Raw genomic sequence first — 527 nt, 5'->3', positions numbered from 1 at the left:
CGGGCGAGGACCAGGCGTCCTCGACGATCGACCACCGCGTGCTCGTGGTCGAGCAGCGCCAGAAGGACCAGCTCCTCGAGGAGCTCGTCGCAGGCTCCGGCAAGACGATCGTCTTCGCCCGGACCCGTGCGTACGCCGAGCGTCTGGCCGACCAGTTCGAGGACGCGGGGATCCGGGCGACCTCGCTCCACGGCGACCTCAACCAGTCCCGGCGGACCCGGAACCTCGGCTTGCTGACCAGCGGTCGGGTGAACGTGCTCGTCGCGACCGACGTCGCCGCCCGCGGCATCCACGTCGACGACGTCTCGCTCGTCGTCCAGGCGGACGCCCCGGACGACTACAAGGCGTACATGCACCGCTCCGGCCGCACCGGTCGCGCGGGCGCCGAGGGCACGGTCGTGACGATCGTCACGCGGAACCGACGTCGCAAGATCGAGGGCATCCTCGACAACGCCGAGATCGAGGCCGACCTCGTGGAGGCCGCACCCGGCGACCGCCTGGTCGCGGAGCTCGCGGCGCGCTGACGC

General features: G+C 71.9%; 1 protein-coding gene. It reads left to right on the top strand.

Annotation, left to right across the window (positions count from 1 at the left end):
* Nucleotides 1–524: helicase-related protein (locus NS184_RS17145; RefSeq protein ID WP_193750580.1), on the top strand; the 524-nt coding region annotated here is incomplete at its 5' end.
* Nucleotides 525–527 lie beyond the last annotated feature (3 nt).

Origin of the sequence: Curtobacterium luteum, from assembly GCF_001475545.1 — a bacterium.
In the GTDB taxonomy this organism is placed as follows: Bacteria; Actinomycetota; Actinomycetes; order Actinomycetales; family Microbacteriaceae; genus Curtobacterium; species Curtobacterium luteum_A.
This window is presented reverse-complemented; position numbering and strand designations above follow the sequence as displayed.